The sequence below is a fragment of the Nocardioides epinepheli genome, assembly GCF_037936805.1.
In the GTDB taxonomy this organism is placed as follows: Bacteria; Actinomycetota; Actinomycetes; order Propionibacteriales; family Nocardioidaceae; genus Nocardioides.
The window spans coordinates 111286-125288 of the sequence record NZ_JBBMMC010000011.1 but is presented as its reverse complement, the minus strand read 5'-3'; the positions used below and the strand labels follow the sequence as shown (position 1 = coordinate 125288).

The window sequence follows — 14003 nt, the reverse complement described above, 5'->3', positions numbered from 1 at the left end:
GGCTGAGTCCGGTGTTCGCCCACGACGAACACCGGAACAGGGGCACCGATCCCCGTCGTTGAGCGGACATGAGTGATTCCGCGCAGCACCTTCCGACGGCCCTGCCCGTCCTGTTCCTCAACGACGTCGTCGTCCTTCCCGGCATGGTCGTGCCGGTCGAGCTCGACGACGCCGCCCGGAGCGCGATCGACGCCGCCCGCGCGAGCAGCGACAGCCGCCTCCTCCTTGCTCCCCGACTCGAAGACCGCTATGCCTCCTACGGCGTCATCGCCACCGTCGAGCGGGTCGGCCGCCTCGCCGGCGGCGAGCCCGCCGCCGTCCTGAAGGCCGAGCGCCGCGCCAAGATCGGCAGCGGTGTGTCCGGACCCGGCGCGGCCCTGTGGGTCGACGTCGAGCCGGTCCGCGCCGCCGAGCCCACCGACACCGACGACCCCGCCGACGACACCGACGCGGCGCGCGCCCACGAGCTCGCTGAGGACTACAAGCGCCTGGTGATCGCCGTCCTCCAGCGCCGTGAGGCCTGGCAGCTGATCGACACCGTGCACCGGATGAGCGATCCCGACGCCATCGCCGACACCGCCGGCTACGCGCCCTACCTCTCCGACGAGCGCAAGCGCGAGCTGCTCGAGACGCCCGACGTCGTCGCGCGCCTCGAGACCCTCATCGAGTGGACCCGCGAGCACCTCGCCGAGGTCGAGCTCACCGACAAGATCGGCGAGGACGTCCGCGAGGGCATGGAGAAGACCCAGCGCGAGTACCTCCTGCGCCAGCAGCTCGCCGCCATCCGCGCCGAGCTCGGCGAGGGCGAGCCGGACGGCTCCGATGACTACCGCGCCCGGGTCGAGGCCGCGACCGAGCTGCCCGACGCCGTCCGCGAGGCGGCGCTGCGCGAGGTCGCCAAGCTCGAGCGCTCCAGCGACCAGAACCCCGAGGCCGGCTGGATCCGCACCTGGCTCGACACCGTGCTCGACCTGCCCTGGGGGCAGGTGAGCGAGGACTCCACCGACATCGCCGCGGCCCGCGAGGTCCTCGACGCCGACCACCACGGGCTCGAGGAGGTCAAGGACCGCATCGTGGAGTACCTCGCGGTGCGCGCCCGGCGCGCCGAGCGCGGCCTCGAGGTCGTCGGCGGACGCGGCTCCGGCGCCGTCGTCCTGCTGGCCGGCCCTCCCGGAGTCGGCAAGACCTCGTTGGGCGAGTCGGTCGCCCGCTCGCTGGGCCGCAGCTTCGTGCGCGTCGCGCTCGGCGGCGTCCGTGACGAGGCCGAGATCCGCGGCCACCGCCGCACCTACGTCGGCGCACTGCCCGGCCGGATCGTCCGCGCGATCAAGGAGGCGGGCACGATGAACCCGGTCGTCCTGCTCGACGAGGTCGACAAGGTCGGTGCCGACTATCGCGGCGACCCCGCCGCGGCGCTGCTCGAGGTTCTCGACCCGGCACAGAACCACACCTTCCGCGACCACTACCTCGAGCTCGACCTCGACCTGTCCGACGTGCTGTTCATTGCCACCGCGAACGTCGTCGAGCAGATCCCGAGCGCCCTGCTCGACCGGATGGAGCTGATCACCCTCGACGGCTACACCGAGGACGACAAGGTCGCCATCGCCCGCGACTTCCTACTGCCCCGGCAGCTGGAGCGCGCAGCGCTGACGGCCGACGAGGTCACCGTCACCGACGACGCTCTCCGCGAGCTGGCCGCCAACCATACCCGCGAGGCGGGCGTGCGGCAGATGGAGCGACTGCTCGCCAAGGCGCTGCGGAAGGCGGCGACCCGCCTCGCGACGAGCGAGGCCACCCACGTCGACGTCGGCCTCGACGACCTGGTCGACCTCGTCGGACGGCCCCGGTTCACGCCCGAGTCGGCCGAGCGCACCGCCGTCCCCGGCGTCGCCACCGGCCTGGCGGTCACCGGACTCGGTGGCGACGTCCTCTTCATCGAGGCCACCGCCCACGACGGCCCGGCCGGGCTCACGATCACCGGCCAGCTCGGTGAGGTGATGAAGGAGTCGGCGCAGATCGCACTCACCTTCGTGCGGTCGCACGCCGAGGCGCTCGGCGTCGACCCCGCCACACTCGACCGGGCGATCCACCTGCACGTGCCCGCCGGCGCGGTCCCGAAGGACGGTCCCTCGGCCGGCATCACGATGGTCACCGCGCTCACCTCGTTGGCCACCGGCCGCCCGGTGCGCTCAGAGGTCGGTATGACCGGCGAGGTCACCCTCAACGGGCGCGTGCTCCCGATCGGCGGGCTCAAGCAGAAGCTGCTCGCCGCTCAGCGCGCCGGCCTGACCGAGGTGTTCGTGCCGCTGCGCAACGAGCCCGACCTCGACGACGTCCCCGCCGAGATCCTCGAGGCGCTCACGGTGCACGTCGTCGGCGACGTCCTCGACGTCGTCCGCGGGGCGTTGGAGCAGGTCTCGGAGTCGGCGTCGGCTGCTGCCTGAGCAAGCAGCCACCCCTCGGGGTGCGGACGGCTCCCCTCGTCGCACGTCATGGTCGGATGACCACCGTCTGATGCGAGGGGAGTCGCCGTGCCGACCGTAGAGCGCACCTTCACCGTCGATCGGCCGCGGCGCAAGGTGTGGCGGTTCCTGGCCGACTTCACGACCACCGAGGAGTGGGACCCCCCGACGCTGACCACCGACCGGGTCAGCGGTGACGGCGGCGTGGGCACGAGGTACCACAACGTCTCGAAGTTCCGTGGCCGCCGGACCGAGGTCGAGTACGTCGTCACCGAGTTCGTCGACCAGGTGCGGCTCCAGGTCCACGGCCGAGCGGCCGCCGGCGCGCTGGTCGGCACCCTCACCGTCGAGGACACCGTCGACGGCGGCACGCGGGTCACCTACCACGCGGACTTCCTGCCCAGTGGGGATCCGCCCCGGGCCGTGCTCGACCACGAGGGCGTGGCGGTGCTGGGCGACTTCGTGGCCGAGAGCCTGCGGGATTCGCTCGAGCACCTGTGAAATCCTCCGCCGCCGGCGGAGCACGGGTACCCGACGAACCGCCAGGCGCCGTCAGTGACAGGTGGAGCGCGAGCGGTCGGGGGTGAAGCCGTGCTGGTGGCCCCACACGACCGCCTGGGTGCGGCTCCCCACACCGATCTTGCGATAGAGCGCGCGGATGTGGGTCTTGACGGTGTTGAGCCCGATGAAGGTCCGGTCGGTGATCTCGTTGTTGCTGAGTCCCTGGCAGATCAGGGCGAGGATCTCCGATTCGCGCGGGGTGAGGCCCAGCTCGTCGCCAGGCCACCGTCCCACGACCCCTCCGGCATGTGGCGCCTCGGCAGCCGTCTCCTCGGTGTAGAGATCGACATTCGGCGGGGCGACCTTCTGGCCGGCGTGGACCTGCTCGACCGCCTCCACCAGCTGGAGCGCCGAACTGCGCTTCGAGACGAATCCGGATGCTCCGGCCGCGAGCGAGGCCTGCACGGCCTCCGGCGACTCCTCCCAGCTGAAGACGATCAGTCGTCGGGAATCGGTGGCGAGCTCGGCCACCGGCGTCGCGCCGCCCTGCTGCTGGGCGAAGGTGTCGTAGAGCAGGACGTCGACATCGCTCACGGTGATCTGCCCGGCCGCGATCTCGATGACGTCGACCCGATCGGCGAAGGGTTGCAGAGCTGCGGCGACGCCGATGACAACGATCTCGTAGTCGTTGACGATCGCCAGTCGCACGGGGCGGGTACTGCTCACCTATCGAGAATGCCAGATCCTCGGCCGAGAAGAACCACTGGCTTCTGTAGATTCATCCCTAAGGGTGAATCGGCATCGTCCGAATCGGGTGGTTTTCGCGACACACCCAGTCACCCGTTGGGGTGAACATTCCACCGCTCCCACTCGGCGTCCGATAGACACTCGTCCATGACCCTCGATATGAGTCGGGTGGCCGTCGTGAGCCCGTTGGAGGTCGTCGCTGTCGGCCTCACCGCGATGCTCGGCCAGCACCCCGACCGGGTCCGCGTCGTCGAACTCTCGACCGCGGCCAATGTCCCCGATCCCGACGTGATCCTGTACGACGCCATCGGCCTGCACGAAGGCGATGGTGCGGACCTCGACTTCTTCGTCGAGAAGACCGCCGCCGCCGTCCTCGTGGTGTCGCAGGATCTACGCCCCGACCTCGCCTCGCGGGCGCTGGCCCGCGGAGCCGACGGCTTCTTCTCCCTCGGGGTCGACGACGACGAACTCCTCGAGGCCGTGTTGTCGGCGACCTCGGTCGAGGTAGGAGCCGGGCGCGTGGTCGGCTCTAGCGAGATCGATGCGGTGCAGCATCGCCTCGGCCACGACGTCGGCCTGACGCCGCGCGAGGTCGACGTCCTGACTCTCATCACCCAGGGCCTCAGCAACCAGGAGATCGCCGAGCAGAGCTACCTGAGCATCAACTCGGTGAAGACCTATATCCGCAGCGCCTACCGCCGCATCGGCGTGACCAGCCGGAGCCAGGCGGTCGTCTGGTGTCTCCAACACGGATTCTCCTCCGAGCGGGAGGAGACGGCCTGACCGGCGCCCAGTCCCCGTAGGGTCACCTCGTGCGGTGCGGATACTTCGAGGACGGTCGCTGCCGCTCGTGCAGCCACCTGCGCACCCCCTACCAGCAGCAGCTCGACGCCAAGGCCGAGCACGCGCGAGCGGTGCTCGCCGACTGCAGGGGGCTGCGATGGCTCCCCCCGGTGCCGAGTCGTCCGAGCGGGTTTCGGAACAAGGCCAAGATGGTCGTCGCCGGCACCGTTGACGCGCCCACGCTCGGCATCCTCGATGCGGGAGGTGACGGGACCGACCTTCGCGCCTGTGGCCTGTACTCGCCTGCCATGCAGGCGTTCCTGCCCGAGGTGGCCGCCTTCATCACGACCGCGGGGCTCACTCCCTACGACGTGGGCCTCCGCCGCGGCGAGCTCAAGCACGTGCTGGTCACCGAGTCGCCCTCGGGGCAGTACCTCGTGCGCTTCGTGCTGCGCTCGACCGAGTCGTTGCCGCGACTGCGCAAGCACCTGCCGGGCTTCCTCGACGCCAACCCCGCCGCCGTCGTGGTCAGCGCCAATCTCCAGCCCGAGCACAAGGCGGTGCTGGAAGGGCCGGAGGAGATCGTGCTCACCGAGCAGACGACGCTTCCGGTCACGGTCAACGACGTCGACCTGCACCTGGGAGCACGGAGCTTCTTCCAGACCAACACCGACGTCGCAGCCGCGCTCTACCGACAGGCTCGCGAGTGGGCCGATGGTCTCGAGCCAAGGCAGGTCCTCGACCTCTACTGCGGTGTCGGTGGGTTCGCGATGCACCTCGCGGCGCCCGGACGGCGGGTGCTGGGCGTCGAGCTGAGCGAGCAGGCGGTGCACAGTGCGCGCGCCGCTGCCCGCGAACAGGGTCTCCTCGACGTCGAGTTCGCGGCCGGCGACGCGACCGACCCGTCCCACGTGACCGGGGGGATCGGGGCGCAGGCGGCCGCCGCGGACCTGGTCGTCGTCAACCCGCCCCGACGGGGGCTCGGCCCCGAGCTGTGTGCCTGGATCGAGGCCTCGGCGGCACAGGCGTTGATCTACTCAAGCTGTCGCGTCGAGACGCTCGCGCGGGATCTCGCCGCGTTGCCGTCGTTCCGTGCCGAGCAGGCGAGACTCCTCGACATGTTCCCCCACACCGACCACTACGAGGTGATCGTGCTGCTGCGGCGTCAGGTGCCGCAGTAGGTGGTGTAGGCGCCAAACGACTCCGGCGCCGGCTCCGCGTAGCGCCCGAACCCTGGCCGCGCCTCGAACGGCCGGCTGACGGCGTCGAGGAGTCTGCCGAACGGGTCGAGGTCGCCTGCGGTGGCCGCGCTCAGCGCCTCCTCGACCAGATGGTTGCGCGGGATCACCACCGGATTCGTGCGGCGCATCAGGCCGGAGTCCGGCTCCAGCGACTGCCACCGCGCCAGCCACCGGTCGAACCCGTCACGATCGAGCACCAGGTCGCGTGCGGGCGCCGCGTCCCCGTCGGCGGCGTCTGCGAGTGCGCGGAAGAACGAGGTGAAGTCGGGATGGTCGCGCTGCAGCAGGCCCAGCAGGTCCTCGACCACCGGCTCGGCCCCGTCCCGTGAGCCCGCGAGGCCGAGCTTCGCACGTAGCCCGACGGACCACGCTGCGGAGTACTCGCGCCGGAATGCGCCGAGGGCCTCGGTGACCTGCGAAACGGCCTCCTCCTGGTCGTCGTGCACCAGCGGCAGCAATGCCTCGCCGAGGCGAGCCAGGTCCCATTCCAGGACGACCGGCTGGTTGCCGTAGGAGTAGCGCCCGCCCTGGTCGATCGAGCTGAACGTCGTGGCGGGGTCGAAGGCGTCGAGGAAGGCGCACGGGCCGTAGTCGATGGTCTCGCCGGAGATCGTGACGTTGTCGGTGTTCATCACGCCGTGCACGAAACCGACCAGCATCCACTTCGCGACCAACGAGGCCTGCGCCGCGACCACCGCCTCGTAGAGCGCGAGTGCCGGGTTCGGTGCCTGCGCTGCCTCGGGATAGTGGCGCGCGATCGCATGACGGGTGAGCCGGTCGAGCAGGTCGACGTCGCCGGTCGCGGCGGCGTACTGGAAGCTGCCGACCCGCAGATGGCTCGAGGCGATCCGGGCGAGCACCGCGCCGGGCAGTGCCGTCTCGCGCTGGACGCGGCGTCCGGTCGCCACCACGGCCAGCGAGCGCGTGGTCGGGATGCCCAGCGCGTGCATGGCCTCGCTCACGACGTACTCGCGCAGCATCGGGCCCACCACCGCGAGTCCGTCGCCGCCGCGCGCGAACGGCGTCCGCCCCGATCCCTTGAGGTGGAGGTCGCGCCCGCCGAGCGCGTCGATCTCGCCGAGCAGCAGTGCGCGGCCGTCGCCCAGGCGCGGGGCGTATCCGCCGAACTGGTGCCCGGCGTAGCACTGTGCCACCGGGTGAGCGCCGTCGGGGACCGCGTTGCCGACCAGGAACCTGACGCCCTCCGCAGACTGCAACCAGTCCGCGTCCAGGCCGAGCTCACCGGCCAGCGGCCGGTTGAGCGCGAGCAGCTGTGGGTCGGGTGCCTCCTCGGCCTGCCAGGCCAGAGCGAGCTCGGGCAGCTCGGTGGCGAATCGCGAGGTGAGTGCGACCGGGGACGGCGCGGTGGTGGTCATCGTCTTCAGGCTACGCCCGGGCCGTACGGGATCGCTCACGTGCGGGATCGGCTACGTGGGGGATCGGCTACGTGGGGGATCGGCTACGTGCGGGACCGGCCACGTGCGGGACCGGCCACGTGGGAGGTCGGCTACGTGGGGGATCGGCCACGTGCGGGACGGGCCACGTGCGGGACCGGCCACGTGCGGGACCGGCGTCGTCAGGCCTCGGCCGGGCGGTGATGGGTGATGGTGCCCTGGTCGTCGCGGCTGGAGTTGAGCGATCGCCCGATGACCATCCGCTGGATCTGGTTGGTGCCCTCGAAGATCTGCATCACCTTCGCCTCGCGCATGAACCGCTCGACGGGGAAGTCGCGGGTGTAGCCGTAGCCGCCGAAGACCTGCACGGCGTCGGTGGTCACCTTCATCGCGTTGTCGGTGGCGGTGAGCTTGGCGATGCTCGCCTCGCGGCCGAACGGCAGACCCGCGTCCTTGAGGCGTGCCGCGTGCAGGGTGACCGCCCGTGCACCCTGAACGGCCGCCTCCATGTCGGCGAGCAGGAACGCGAGCCCCTGGTGCTCGATGATCGGCTGGCCGAACGTCTCCCGCTCCTTGGCGTAGGCGACCGCCTGGTCGAGCGCTCCCTGCGCCAGGCCGGTCGCGACCGCGGCGATGCCGAGCCGACCGGAGTCGAGGCCGGCGAGGGCGATCTTGAGACCGTCGCCCTCCGCGCCGAGGCGTCGCTCGACCGGCACCCGAACCCCGTCGAAGCGCATCGTGGTGGTCGAGGATCCGGTGAGGCCCATCTTGCGCTCGGGAGGATCCGACGAGAGGCCGGCCGCGTCGGCCGGTACCAGGAAGCAGGAGATGCCATTGCGGTCATCGGAGGTGCGCGCCATGACCTTGTAGAAGTCGGCCTCGCCGCCGTGGGTGGTCCAAGCCTTCGCGCCGTCGATGACGTACTCGTCGCCGTCACGGCGCGCGGTGGTCCGCATCGCGGCCGGGTCGGACCCGGCGTGCGGCTCGGACAGGCAGTAGGCGCCGAGCAGCTCGCCGCCGAGCATGTCGGGCAGCCACTTCTGCTTCTGCTCCTCGGTGCCGACGGTCGCGAGCCCGAAGCAGGACAATGCGTGCACCGAGACGCCGACCCCGACGCTCGCCCACACCGCACCGATCTCCTCGAGCACCTGGAGGTAGACCTCGTAGGGCAGTCCCGCCCCGCCGTACTCCTCCGGGTAAGGGAGCCCGAGGAGGCCGGTCTGCCCGAGCATGCGGAACACCTCGCGGGGGAACTTCTCCTCGGCCTCGGCCGTGGCGGCGCGCGGGAGAAGCTCCTCCGTGGCGATCTGACGCACCAGGCGCAGCAGGTCGGCGTGCTCGTCGGTGGCGAGAACTCTGCGGGCGGGCATGGCGCTCCTTCGCGAGATGAGACCAGGGCAGGACCACCGTACTTGTCCTCTCGGCGGTGGGCTCGCCGGTCGGTGGAACGGCCGCGGCGCCCTCACCCACGCAGCATGCGGCGGAGCACCTTGCCGGTGGTGGTGCGGGGGAGGTGAGCGACCAGCTCGATCTCACGGGGGTACTTGTAGGCGGCCATCCGGTCGCGGCAGTAGCGCACCAGCGCGGCCTCGTCGACGTCGGCGCCCTCGCGGAGTGCGACGAAGGCCTTCACCGACTCGCCGCGGTAGTCGTCGGGGATGCCGACGACCGCGACCTCACGGACCGCCGGATGATCGGCCAGCACCTGCTCGACCTCGCGCGGCCAGACCTTGTAGCCGGAGGCGTTGATCATGTCCTTGCGCCGGTCGACGACGTAGAACCAACCCTCGGCGTCCATGAAGCCGACGTCGCCGGTGCGCAGCCGGCCGTCGGGGATGCCCTCGGCGGTGGCCTCGGGGTTGCGCCAGTAGCCAGGACTCACCTGGGGGCCGGAGGTCACGATCTCGCCGATCTCGCCGGCCGGGACCTCCGCGCCCGCGTCGTCGACGATCCGGGCGACGGTGTCGAAGACCGGGAGCCCGACCGACAGGGTGCGGGTGCCCTCGTCGACAGGTGCGCGGACGCCGGGCGGCACCGCATGGGACGGGGAGGTGGTCTCGGTCTGCCCGTACACGTTGTGGATGTAGTGGCCCAGCGCGGCCTCGAGACGGTCCGCGGTGGCTGGTTCGATGGGAGCGCCGCCCGAGGCGAGCACTCGGAAGGACGCGAAGTCGTCGGGCGTCGCGTGACCGTCGTCGACCAGGCCGATGTAGGCGGTGATCGCGGCGATCGCGAACGCCGGACGCCAACGACGCACCGCATCGAGGGTGACCCCAGGCAGGATCCGGTGGGTCAGCACCAGCGGCGAGCCGAGCAGCAGGGAGAGCAGCACCCCTCCGACCAGCCCGGTCACGTGGAACACAGGGGAGAGCGCCAGCACCGGCTCGCCGGGACGCAGATCGTGCCAGTCGCGGTAGACCTGGGCGCTGTGGGCGAGGTTGCGGTGGGTGAGCATCGCGCCCTTCGGTCGCCCCGTCGTGCCGGAGGTGTAGGCGAGCACCGCGACGTCGTCGGGGGCGGTCGCCGCACCGACCTCCCCGTGCGGCGTCAGGCCGGTCGAGATGACCGCGCCGAGGTCGAGAGTGTCGCCCGGACGACGCCGGTCGAGGCCGTCGAACAGGCGTGGGTCGTCGCTGTGCTGACCGTCGAGTGGGCTGACGGTGACGACGGTGTGCACGCTGTGCGCGGCACCGGCGAGCACGCCTCGGGCCACGTCCTCGTACAGGTCGTCGAGGATGAGCAGCGCAGCCGGTTCACAGTCGCGCAGGATCGCGTCGAGCTCGCGCGTGCGCGACATCGGACTGACCAGCGCGGCGACTCCGCCGGCCTTCCAGGCCGCCAGGAGGCCGATGACGAACGCGGGGTCGTTCTGAACGCACACCGCCAGCCGTTCGCCCGGCGCGAAGCCTCGGGAGAGCAGCAATGCCGCGAGCGCGTCGGAGCCGCGGTCGAGGTCGGTCCAGGTGAGGGTGCCGTCGAGGTAGTGCAGTGCGGGGTCACCGGGCTTGGCCGCCACGGCGCTGCGGAGCATCGAGAGTCCGCCATCGTGCTCGCGGTCCAGTGAGTGCGGGCGTCCCTCGGGGTACGCGGCGAGCCAGGGGTGGTCGCGTTCGTGGGTGTCCGGCCCCATGACTCCTCCTCGGGTGGACGCGCTCGGGCGAATTGTGCCAACGATGCATCGCCGGCGGCTACGCACTACGGTGTTCAGCATGGCTGAACTCGACGGCGCCGGTGCGGCGATCCGTCGTGCCCGCCTCGAGGCCGGGCTGACGCTGCGCGGGGTGGCCGAGCGGGTCGGCGTCAGCATCGGCACGATGAGCGCGGTCGAGAACGGCAAGGTGTCGCTCACCGTCGCTCGTCTCCAGCAGATCGCCGAGGCGCTGGGCACCTCCGCGGCGCAGCTGCTGGCTCCGGCCCCGGCCGCGCTGGTCGACGGCTCCGACCTCGCGCCGCCCGACGACGACTGGCGCCGGTTCGCACCGCTGCCGCTCGACCCGGTGCTGGCCGCCGCGGTCGTGGTGTTCCGGGAACTGGGCTACCACGGAGCGACCATGCGGATGATCGCCTCGGCGGCCGACATCAGCATCGCCGGGATCTATCACCACTACCGCAGCAAGCAGAGCCTGCTGGTCGCCCTCTCCGACCTCGTCCTGGAGGACCTCACCTGGCGGGTGGTTCTCGCCGGCGAGGACGGCGCCACCGCCGCAGACCGGTTCGAGAGCATGGTCGAGGCGCTCGCCCTCTTCCATGCGGTCCGTGCCGACGAGGCCTTCATCGTCGCGACCGAGTCGCGCAGCCTCGAGGAGCCCGACCGCAGCCGGATCCTCGCCGCCCGGCGTGCGGTCCAAGCGGCGCTGGAGCGGGCTGCGGCAAGCGGCGTCGAGGAGGGGGTGTTCGCCGTGGCGCTCCCGCACAACACCGCGCGCGCGATCGTCACGATGTGCACCGCGGTGCCCCACTGGTTCACCGAGGACGGCTCCCAGTCGCCGGTCGAGATCGCCGCCGAGTACGCCGTCCTGGCGCGCGACATGATGCGAGCCACGCCCCGCTGACTTCAGCCTGGCCGAACTCGACCGGTCGGCGGGCCAGACCTCCCCAAGAGTCGCCCAAGAGAGTGCCGAACAGTCGTATCAGGGGGTTGACGCGAGCGCGCATCCTTGTGACGCTCATCGCATTGAACCCGTCAGAACGTTCGATCGGTGGGTTCAGCCCGGTTCTCTCCCTCCCGCTCGATCGAAAGGTGTACCGATGACCGACTCGCCCGACCTGACAGACCTGCTCGCCGACGCGCCGTCCAACTGGGGCAAGTGGGGCGAGGACGACGAGGTAGGCAGCCTGAACTATCTCGGACCCCAGGAGGTGCTCGATGCGGCGCGGCTGATCTCCAGTGGCAAGGTGTTCACCCTGCAGCGCCTGATCGGCGACCCCAAGGGCGACCCGGTATGGCCGGGTCGTTCGCCCGCCGAGCGCACCCAGATCCTCGACGAGGCGTCGTGGGACGCCGAGGACGCACCCTCCTTCCCCGGCGGCCTGCACTACGCCGACGACAAGATCAACGCCTTCCTCCAGGGATCCACGCAGTACGACGCCCTCGGCCACGTCTGGTACGGCGGGAAGATCTGGAACGGCTACGACGCCCGCACCACCGTCGGGGGCCTGGACAAGGCGAGCATCGAGCCGATCGCCGAGCGCGGCGTCGTGGGGCGCGCGGTCCTGCTCGACATGGCACGATTCCGCGGCAAGCCGACCCTCGACTCCGCCGAGACCTTCACCCACGAGGACCTCATCGCCTGTGCCGAGGCGCAGGGGGTCGAGCTCCGCAAGCGCGACATCCTCCTGATCCGCACCAACTACCTCCAGCTGTTCTTCGAGCTCGGCGACAAGTTCTACGAGGACTTCTGCGAGCCGGGCCTGGTCTACAGCCCCGAGCTGGTGCAGTGGTTCGCCGACATGGAGATCCCGAACCTGGTCACCGACACCATCGCCAACGAGGTCACCTTCGACCCCAACAACGGCGTCGCCCTGGTGCTGCACAACGCCTTGATGCGCAACCTCGGCATCACCCTCACCGAGATCACCGACCTGGAGAAGCTCGCCGCCGACTGTGCCGAGGACGGCGTCTATGAGTTCTTCTACGCCGCCGCCCCGCTCAAGGTGGCACAAGGCAGTGGCTCTCCGGTCAACCCCATCGTCATCAAGTAGCCGCCGATGAGCGTCTACGACGAGCGGCCCTGGCTGGGGCTGTACGGCGACTTCCCTGCCGACCTGGAGCCGGAGCACCCGAGCGCGCTCGCGATGTTTCGGGCCGGGCTGGCCGCCGATCCGGACGGGGTGGCGATCCGCTACTTCGACGGGGAGGTCACCCGCGCCGAGCTAGACGAGCAGAGCGATGCGCTCGCCTGTGCGCTGCTCGCGAACGGCTTCCAGTCGGGCTCCCGACTGGCGGTCTATCTCCAGAACGTCCCGCAGTTCGTGGTGTGCATGCTCGCCGCCTGGAAGGCCGGCGGCGTGCTGGTCTCGATCAACCCGATGAGCCGCGCGCGCGAGCTGTCCTACCTGCTCAAGGACTCCGGCGCGACCGTCCTGGTGGCGCTGGAGTCGCTCTACGACGAGGTAGCCCGCGACGTCGTCCCCGACACCGATGTGTCGCTGGTGATCACGACCAGCGAGCTCGACTACCAGACCCGCGACGACCAACGGGTCTTCGCCGGTCTCGAGCGCACCCGGCACGACGGCACCGTCGACCTGCTCGAGCTGATCGAGCAGTACCGCGGCCAGGTGCCGCCGCCGGTCGAGTTCGGACCGGACGACGTCGCATTCCTCACCTACACCTCGGGCACCACCGGGGTGCCGAAGGGCGCGATGAACACCCACGGCAACGTGGTGTTCACCTCCACCGTCTACCGCGACTGGGCCCGGTTCCGGCCGGGTGGGTCGGTCTTCGGGGTCGCTCCGCTGTTCCACATCACCGGCCTGATCGGCCACATCGGGGTGAGCCTGCTCGCCCCGATGCCGCTGGTTCTGGCCTACCGGTTCGAGCCGAACGTCGTCCTCGACGCGCTGCTGGAACACCGGCCGACGTACACGATCGGAGCGATCACGGCGTTCAACGCGCTGCTGAACTCGCCCGCGCTCACGCGCGACCACTTCGCCTCCTTCACCTCCACCTACTCAGGCGGCGCGGCGATCTCGCCGACCGCGGAGAAGGCGTTCAAGGAGGCCACCGGGCTCCAGGTGCACAACGCCTACGGCCTCACCGAGACCACCAGCCCGATGACGCTCACGCCGTTCGGCACCCCCTCCCCGGTGGATCCGACCTCGGGCGCGCTCGCAGTCGGTGTGCCGGTGCCGAGCACCGTGGTCCGGATCCAGGACGAGGAGGGCAACGACGTCGAGCTCGGCGAGGTCGGCGAGATCGTCGCCGACGGTCCCCAGGTGGTGGCCGGCTACTGGGGCAAGCCCGACGAGACCGCGGCGAACCTGCCCGGCGGCGCGCTCAAGAGCGGCGACGTCGGGTTCATGAACCCCGAGGGCTGGATCTTCATCGTCGACCGCAAGAAGGACATGATCAACGCCTCGGGCTACAAGGTCTGGCCGCGCGAGGTGGAGGACGTGCTCGCCGAGCACGCCGCGGTCCGCGAGGCGGCCGTCGTCGGCGTCCCGGACGAGAAGCGCGGCGAGACCGTCAAGGCGTTCGTCAGCCTCAAGGACGGCGTGGCGGCCACCCCCGAGGACCTGATCGCCCACTGCAAGGAGCGGATGGCCGCCTACAAGTACCCCCGCGAGGTCGTGATCCTCGACGAGCTCCCGAAGACGGTCACCGGCAAGATCCTGCGCCGCGAACTGCGGGGCTGACCCTGAAATAACGCCGAGTC

The 14003-nt window shown here is 70.7% G+C and carries 11 protein-coding genes; 7 read left to right on the top strand and 4 right to left on the bottom strand.

The annotated features are described in order from the left end of the window. Positions 1-68 precede the first annotated feature (68 nt). Positions 69-2444 (top strand): endopeptidase La, encoded by a 2376-nt coding sequence (lon, locus tag WMR31_RS15730; protein ID WP_340539810.1) that lies wholly within the window; start codon positions 69-71, stop codon positions 2442-2444. 87 nt (positions 2445-2531) lie between these two features. Then, positions 2532-2963 (top strand): SRPBCC family protein, encoded by a 432-nt coding sequence (locus tag WMR31_RS15725; RefSeq protein WP_340539809.1) that lies wholly within the window; start codon positions 2532-2534, stop codon positions 2961-2963. A gap of 51 nt (positions 2964-3014) precedes the next feature. Here the strand turns inward: WMR31_RS15725 and WMR31_RS15720 are convergent, their stop codons facing one another. Next, a complete protein-coding gene (locus WMR31_RS15720) occupies positions 3015-3689 on the bottom strand; it encodes a LuxR C-terminal-related transcriptional regulator (RefSeq protein ID WP_340539808.1) in 675 nt (224 codons plus the stop codon). A 168-nt stretch (positions 3690-3857) separates the two neighbouring features. On the opposite strand from WMR31_RS15720, the gene WMR31_RS15715 reads away from it, so the two are divergent. Continuing rightward, on the top strand, positions 3858-4493 hold the full coding sequence (locus WMR31_RS15715; protein WP_340539807.1) for a LuxR C-terminal-related transcriptional regulator: 636 nt from the start codon (positions 3858-3860) through the stop codon (positions 4491-4493). Positions 4494-4522: 29 nt separating this feature from the next. Further along, complete coding sequence (gene rlmC, locus WMR31_RS15710; RefSeq protein WP_340539806.1) at positions 4523-5674, top strand: 23S rRNA (uracil(747)-C(5))-methyltransferase RlmC; 1152 nt, start codon at positions 4523-4525, stop codon at positions 5672-5674. Here rlmC and WMR31_RS15705 read toward each other — a convergent pair. The 3 genes from WMR31_RS15705 to WMR31_RS15695 all read right to left on the bottom strand — a co-directional run bounded on the left by WMR31_RS15705 (position 5659) and on the right by WMR31_RS15695 (position 10258). Further along, positions 5659-7110: a protein adenylyltransferase SelO gene (locus tag WMR31_RS15705; RefSeq protein ID WP_340539805.1), complete on the bottom strand. Its 1452-nt coding sequence runs from the start codon at positions 7108-7110 to the stop codon at positions 5659-5661. The genes rlmC and WMR31_RS15705 overlap by 16 nt on opposite strands. Positions 7111-7310: 200 nt before the next feature. Further along, the gene (locus WMR31_RS15700; RefSeq protein ID WP_340539804.1) at positions 7311-8498 is read right to left on the bottom strand and encodes an acyl-CoA dehydrogenase family protein; all 1188 of its coding nucleotides are present in this window, start codon (positions 8496-8498) and stop codon (positions 7311-7313) included. A 92-nt stretch (positions 8499-8590) separates the two neighbouring features. Continuing rightward, a complete protein-coding gene (locus WMR31_RS15695) occupies positions 8591-10258 on the bottom strand; it encodes a class I adenylate-forming enzyme family protein (protein WP_340539803.1) in 1668 nt (555 codons plus the stop codon). 79 nt (positions 10259-10337) lie between these two features. Here WMR31_RS15695 and WMR31_RS15690 point away from each other — a divergent pair, with 79 nt between their 5' ends. The 3 genes from WMR31_RS15690 (at position 10338) to WMR31_RS15680 (ending at position 13983) form a co-directional block, all read left to right on the top strand. Beyond that, entirely contained in the window at positions 10338-11180 is an 843-nt protein-coding gene (locus tag WMR31_RS15690; protein ID WP_340539802.1) for a TetR-type transcription factor C-terminal domain-containing protein, read from the top strand. Positions 11181-11376: 196 nt separating this feature from the next. After that, positions 11377-12330: a cyclase family protein gene (locus tag WMR31_RS15685; protein ID WP_340539801.1), complete on the top strand. Its 954-nt coding sequence runs from the start codon at positions 11377-11379 to the stop codon at positions 12328-12330. Between the two features lie 6 nt (positions 12331-12336). Continuing rightward, positions 12337-13983, top strand: a complete 1647-nt coding sequence (locus tag WMR31_RS15680; RefSeq protein ID WP_340539800.1) for a class I adenylate-forming enzyme family protein — start codon at positions 12337-12339, stop codon at positions 13981-13983. Positions 13984-14003: the final 20 nt, after the last annotated feature.

What these genes read in the sequence shown, in the direction of transcription:
- WMR31_RS15715 (WP_340539807.1), top strand. Translation starts at nt 3,858, where the DNA reads ATGACCCTCGATATGAGTCGGGTGGCCGTCGTGAGCCCGTTGGAGGTC.
- lon (WP_340539810.1), top strand. Translation starts at nt 69, where the DNA reads ATGAGTGATTCCGCGCAGCACCTTCCGACGGCCCTGCCCGTCCTGTTC.
- WMR31_RS15705 (WP_340539805.1), bottom strand. Translation starts at nt 7,110, where the DNA reads ATGACCACCACCGCGCCGTCCCCGGTCGCACTCACCTCGCGATTCGCC.
- WMR31_RS15695 (WP_340539803.1), bottom strand. Translation starts at nt 10,258, where the DNA reads ATGGGGCCGGACACCCACGAACGCGACCACCCCTGGCTCGCCGCGTAC.
- WMR31_RS15690 (WP_340539802.1), top strand. Translation starts at nt 10,338, where the DNA reads ATGGCTGAACTCGACGGCGCCGGTGCGGCGATCCGTCGTGCCCGCCTC.
- WMR31_RS15700 (WP_340539804.1), bottom strand. Translation starts at nt 8,498, where the DNA reads ATGCCCGCCCGCAGAGTTCTCGCCACCGACGAGCACGCCGACCTGCTG.
- WMR31_RS15680 (WP_340539800.1), top strand. Translation starts at nt 12,337, where the DNA reads ATGAGCGTCTACGACGAGCGGCCCTGGCTGGGGCTGTACGGCGACTTC.
- WMR31_RS15685 (WP_340539801.1), top strand. Translation starts at nt 11,377, where the DNA reads ATGACCGACTCGCCCGACCTGACAGACCTGCTCGCCGACGCGCCGTCC.